Origin of the sequence: Streptomyces scabichelini, assembly GCF_011045015.1 — a bacterium.
GTDB classification, from domain to species: Bacteria; Actinomycetota; Actinomycetes; order Streptomycetales; family Streptomycetaceae; genus Streptomyces; species Streptomyces scabichelini.
This window is the reverse complement of sequence record NZ_JAAKZY010000374.1, coordinates 1-5,191: the sequence shown is the minus strand read 5'-3', so window position 1 is coordinate 5,191 and position 5,191 is coordinate 1. Positions and strand designations below refer to the sequence as shown.

The 5,191-nt window shown below is 72.4% G+C and carries 5 protein-coding genes; 1 reads left to right on the top strand and 4 read right to left on the bottom strand.

The annotated features are described in order from the left end of the window. Positions 1–240: 240 nt before the first annotated feature. From G5C60_RS49370 to G5C60_RS49360, 3 genes are all read right to left on the bottom strand, one after another. Positions 241–612 (bottom strand): GNAT family N-acetyltransferase, encoded by a 372-nt coding sequence (locus tag G5C60_RS49370; RefSeq protein ID WP_165270641.1) that lies wholly within the window; start codon positions 610–612, stop codon positions 241–243. A gap of 39 nt (positions 613–651) precedes the next feature. Then, entirely contained in the window at positions 652–1,080 is a 429-nt protein-coding gene (gene panD, locus G5C60_RS49365) for an aspartate 1-decarboxylase (RefSeq protein WP_165270639.1), read from the bottom strand. Positions 1,081–1,171: 91 nt separating this feature from the next. Next, entirely contained in the window at positions 1,172–3,094 is a 1,923-nt protein-coding gene (locus G5C60_RS49360; protein ID WP_206440965.1) for an ABC transporter ATP-binding protein, read from the bottom strand. A 207-nt stretch (positions 3,095–3,301) separates the two neighbouring features. Between G5C60_RS49360 and G5C60_RS49355 the strand changes: the two genes are divergently transcribed. Further along, positions 3,302–4,276, top strand: a complete 975-nt coding sequence (locus tag G5C60_RS49355; protein WP_165270635.1) for a flippase-like domain-containing protein — start codon at positions 3,302–3,304, stop codon at positions 4,274–4,276. Between the two features lie 35 nt (positions 4,277–4,311). On the opposite strand, the gene G5C60_RS49350 is transcribed toward G5C60_RS49355, so the two are convergent. Beyond that, positions 4,312–5,191: NAD(P)/FAD-dependent oxidoreductase (locus G5C60_RS49350; RefSeq protein ID WP_165270633.1), on the bottom strand; the 880-nt coding region annotated here is incomplete at its 5' end.

The window sequence follows — 5,191 nt, the reverse complement described above, 5'->3', positions numbered from 1 at the left end:
GCCGGGGCCCGGGTCGGGGATGGGTTCCGGGCGGTCGGGGCCCGGGCCCGGAGGGAGACCCGGTCGCGTGGGATCGGGGTTCGGGTGCGTCATGGTGTCCTCCAGCCATGCGGAACGTCGGCCCTGGACTTGTCCCACGCGTACCCGTGCGCCGCGCGCGCACTCACCCCGTCGCGGGACGGGCAGGGGCCCAGGTGGACCTACGCGCCACCTGCTGCCGCCGCCCGGCCGCCGGCCAGGTCAGAACCGGTCCGGATGCGCCCGCAGCCAGTCCTTCGCCGCGTCCAGCAACTCGGGTTCGGCCGCCGGAGCCTCGTCCGGGTGGCGTTCGGCCCACTTCGCGACGTACGAGCAGAGCGGGGCGACCGGTACGTCCTCGCGGGCGGCGCTGGCGTACAGCTCGCGGGCGAGGGAGCCCGCGATGCCCTGGCCTTCGTGGGCGGGCTCCACGATCGTGTGGACGGGGACGAGCGTGCGCCGCGGGGTGTCGAGCACGAAGTACTCGATGTGGCCGACCACTTCGTCGACGGCGCCTCCGGAGCCGGTACCCCCGTCGACGTACGCCTCCAGGCGTCCCCGTTCCCGGTCGTCGCGGATCGCGATCTCGCTCATGGCACTCCTCGTGGCAGAGGGTCAGCTCGTGGATGAGGGTCAGACGGTGGCGGCCGCCACGGCCTGCGGGCTGCGCCGCGTGTCCGAGTCCGGCACCGGTTCGGAAGCGTCCGCGCCGAGGGCCACGATCCGGTTGCCGGCGTCCACGTGCACGACCCGGGGCCGCAGCGCACGGGCCTCGGCGTCGGAGACCTGGGCGTAGCTGATGATGATCACCAGGTCGCCGGGATGCACCAGGTGGGCCGCCGCGCCGTTGATGCCGATGACGCCGGAGCCGCGCTCGCCCTCGATGACGTACGTCTCCAGGCGGGCGCCGTTGGTGATGTCGACGATGTGGACCAGCTCGCCGGGCAGCAGGTCGGCGGCGTCGAGGAGATCGGCGTCGATGGTCACGGACCCGACGTAGTGCAGGTCGGCCTGGGTCACCGTGGCGCGGTGGATCTTGGACTTGAACATGGTGCGCAGCATGAGGCGTTGCTCCCGTGGTGAAGAGGGTCGCGTCCCGGGGTGCGGGTACGCGCCGACGCCGCCCAGGGTACGGCGGCGCCCCGCGCGCTGCCTACGCCACCGCCTCCTTCACCGTCGCGATCTCCGTCACGTCGGCCCCCGGCCCTGCCTGTCCGTGGGGGGTCTTCTCGAACTGCGTCCGGTACAGCTCCGCGTACCGTCCGCCCGCCGCGAGCAGTTCCTCGTGTGTGCCGCGCTCCACGATCCGGCCCGCTTCGACCACGAGGATCGCGTCGGCGGCCCGTACCGTCGACAGCCGGTGTGCGATGACGACCGCGGTGCGTCCCTCCAGGGCTTCGGTGAGCGCCTCCTGGACGGCGGCTTCCGAGGTGTTGTCCAGGTGGGCGGTGGCCTCGTCGAGGATGACCACGCGCTGGCGGGCGAGCAGCAGCCGGGCGATGGTCATGCGCTGGCGTTCGCCGCCGGAGAGCCGGTAGCCGCGTTCGCCGACCACGGTGTCGAGGCCGTCGGGCAGGGAGCGGACGAGGTCGTCGAGGCGGGCGCGGCGCAGCACGGCCCACAGTTCCTCGTCGTCGGCGTCGGGCCGGGCGAGCAGCAGGTTGGCGCGGACCGAGTCGTGGAAGAGGTGCCCGTCCTGGGTGACCATGCCGATGGCTGAGCGCATCGATTCCGCGCTCAGGTCGCGCACGTCGACGCCCCCGATGCGTACGGAGCCCTCGTCGGTGTCGTACAGCCGCGGCAGCAGTTGCGCGATGGTCGACTTTCCGGCGCCGGAGGAGCCGACGAGCGCGACGGTCTGGCCGGGTTCGGCGCGGAAGGAGACGCCGTGCAGGACCTCGGCGCCGCCACGCGTGTCGAGGGAGGCGACTTCCTCCAGCGAGGCGAGGGAGACCTTGTCGGCGGACGGGTAGCCGAAGCGGACGTCGGTGAACTCGACGGAGGCCGGGCCGTCCGGCACCTTGCGGGCGTCCGGCTTCTCCTCGATCAGCGGCTTCAGGTCTAGCACCTCGAAGACCCGCTCGAAGCTGACGAGGGCGCTCATGACCTCGACCCGGGCTCCGGCCAGGGACGTCAGCGGCGCGTACAGGCGGGTGAGGAGCAGGGCGAGCGACACGATGGCGCCCGGCTCCAGGCTGCCGCGCAGCGCGAACCAGCCGCCGAGGCCGTAGACCAGGGCGAGTGCCAGCGCGGAGACGAGCGTGAGTGCCGTGATGAACGCCGTCTGGGCCATCGCCGTACGCACCCCGATGTCCCGCACGCGCCGAGCACGCGCCGCGAACTCCTCGGACTCGTCGTCGGGCCGACCGAAGAGCTTGATGAGCGTGGCGCCGGGCGCGGAGAAGCGCTCGGTCATCCGCGTGCCCATCGCGGCGTTCAGGTCGGCCGCCTCACGCTGGAGTTTCGCCATCCGCCGGCCCATGCGGCGGGCGGGGACGACGAACACCGGGAGCAGGAGCAGCGCGAGCAGCGTGATCTGCCAGGACAGGGTGAGCATGACAGCGAGGGTGAGCAGCAGCGTCACCAGGTTGCCGACCACTCCGGACAGTGTGTTGCTGAACGCCCGCTGTGCGCCGATCACGTCGTTGTTGAGACGGCTGACGAGCGCTCCCGTACGAGTGCGTGTGAAGAACGCGACCGGCATGCGCTGCACATGATCGAAGACCGCGGTCCGCAGATCGAGGATGAGGCTCTCGCCGAGGGTCGAGGAGAGCCAGCGGCTCGCAAGGCCGAGTGCTGCCTCGGCGAGCGCAATCAGCGCGATGAGCAGGGCGAGGCGTATGACCGTGCTCTCGTCCCGGCCCGACACGATCGCGCCCACCACGTTCCCGGCGAGGACGGGCGTCGCCACGGCGAGCAGCGCGGTCGCCACGCTGAGCAGCACGAAGTGTGCGATACGGCGGCGGTGCGGGCGCGCGAATCCGGCGATGCGGCGCAGCGTCGCGCGGGCGAAGGGACGGCGCTCCTGCTGGGCGTTCATGACGCTGTGCAGCTGCGTCCAGGCTGTGGTCTCCATACTCATGAGGACGACGTTAGAACCTGAACCAATCTTGAGGTCAAGGGGTCATCGATGACGTACGTGGAGACGCCATACCTGGAGGCGACGTACCCGGAGGCGGAGAATCCGAGGACGTGCGCGGCGCGTCAGCCGCCGTCCCCGTGCCCGCAACCTCCTGTTGGCGCGGCGCGGAAAGCCTCTCCGGGTGTGAAAGCCTCTCCCGGTGTGACGGACGTACGACTCCCCCGAGCCCTTCCCCGAGTCCTCCCCCGACGCCTTCCGGTCCGGCAGATCCTGTGCCTTCTCCCGCTCGCGCTCGTGGCCGTGGTCGCGGTGCGCCACCGGTCCGTGCTCGTGGACGGCTTCGGTCACCTGGGCGCGGCCAAGTGGCCGTGGCTCCTGGCCGCGGGCGCGGCGACCTGCCTCACCTGGGTCGCGGCGGCCGTCACCCGGCAGGGCGCCCTCGTCGAACGGCTTCCCAAACGCCGGCTGCTCGCCACGCAGTTCGCGGCGGGCGCCGCCAACCATCTGCTGCCGACCGGGCTGGGTGCGAGCGCCGTCAACCTCCGCTTCATGGCGGTGTGCGGTGTCCCGCTGGCCCGCTCGTCGGCCGCGCTCGCGCTCTACGTGCTCGCCGAGTCCATAGCCAGGACCGGCCTGCTGCTGGCCCTGCTGATCGCCTTCCCCGACGCGCTGCGGATCGGCACGCTGATCCCGGACGGGGCGGTCGGTCCGCTGCTGCTCGCCGCCGGTGCGGCGGTGTGTCTCGCGGCGGCGGTCCTGCTGCTCGTACGGCGGCTGCGTACCGTCGTGTTCTCCTTCCTGCGGACGGCGCTGAGCGAGGCCCGCTCCGTGCACACCCGGCCGGCTCGCGCGCTCGCGCTGTGGGGCGGCTCGCTCTCGTTCCCCATCCTTCAGGCGGCCGGACTGGTCGCGGTGGGACTGGCGCTGGGGCTGCCGGTGTCACCGCTGCACATGGTGGTCGCCTATCTGGCGGCGACGGTCGCCGTCGCGCTCGTCCCGACGCCGGGCGGCATCGGCTCGGTGGAGGCCGCGCTGATCATCGCGCTTGTGGCGGCGGGCGGCCCGGCAGCGGTCGCGACGGCGGTGGTGCTCGCCTACCGCATCATCACGGTGTGGCTGCCGCTGCTGCCGGGGGCGTTGACCCTGGGGGCGCTGGTGCGGCTGAAGATGATCTGAGCTCCTGCCACCCACACGAACACCGACTCGGTCCTTCAGACGGAGTCGGCCGACAGGTGAGCGCGTACGTGGTGAGCGGCGCGTCTCCCCTCGCGGGCGGCGACCGCCGCACTCGCGCCGGCGTGCAGGAGACCACCCACGGCGAACACCCCCCGCCGTGAGGTGCGAAAGGCCGCGTCGACCGCCGGTCCGTGCGTCTGCGGGTCGAGGTCGAGCCCGCCTCGCCGGGCCAGCTCGTGGTCGGGTACGAAGTTGCCGGTGAAGACGATGGTGTCGCAGGGGAGGGTCGTGGTCCGGCCGTCGCGGTGGCGCAGGCGTACGCCGGTCAGGCGGCCGTGACCGAGCAGTTCGGTGACGGACGTGTCCGTGAGCAGGGGAACCCCTTGTCGCAGGCGGGAGTTGAGACGCCGCAGCATGGCAACGCCGTCCCGGGGCCGCTCCGTCACCATCGCGGTGACGTCCACTCCCGCGCCCGACAGCGTGTCCACGGCGGCGAAACCCACCTGCTCCGCACCGATGACGACCGCACGGCTGCCCACCGTCTGCCGGTGGAGATGAACCGTCTGCTGAAGCTCTCCGCCGGTGAACACCCCGGCCGGCCGCGTGCCCGCCACCAGCCGTGCGCTGCGCGGCCGTTCGCGCCCACCCGTGGCGAGGACGACCGCTTTGGCGGTGATGGTCTCCGGGCCGCTCGGACTGACGGTCTCAAGCGCGAGGGGGCCGAGATGGGGGTCCCCAGGCGAAGGGCCGGCCCAGTCGAGCGCGGTGACTCCGGTACGGATCACCGCTCCGGCGCCCAGTGCTGCCGCAACACCTCGGCGCGCGAAGGCGGATCCGCTCACCGGCAGGCGTCCGAAGCCACGGTGCGGGCAGTACCGCGGCTCCGTCACCATCGCGGTGACGGAGCGGCCCCTG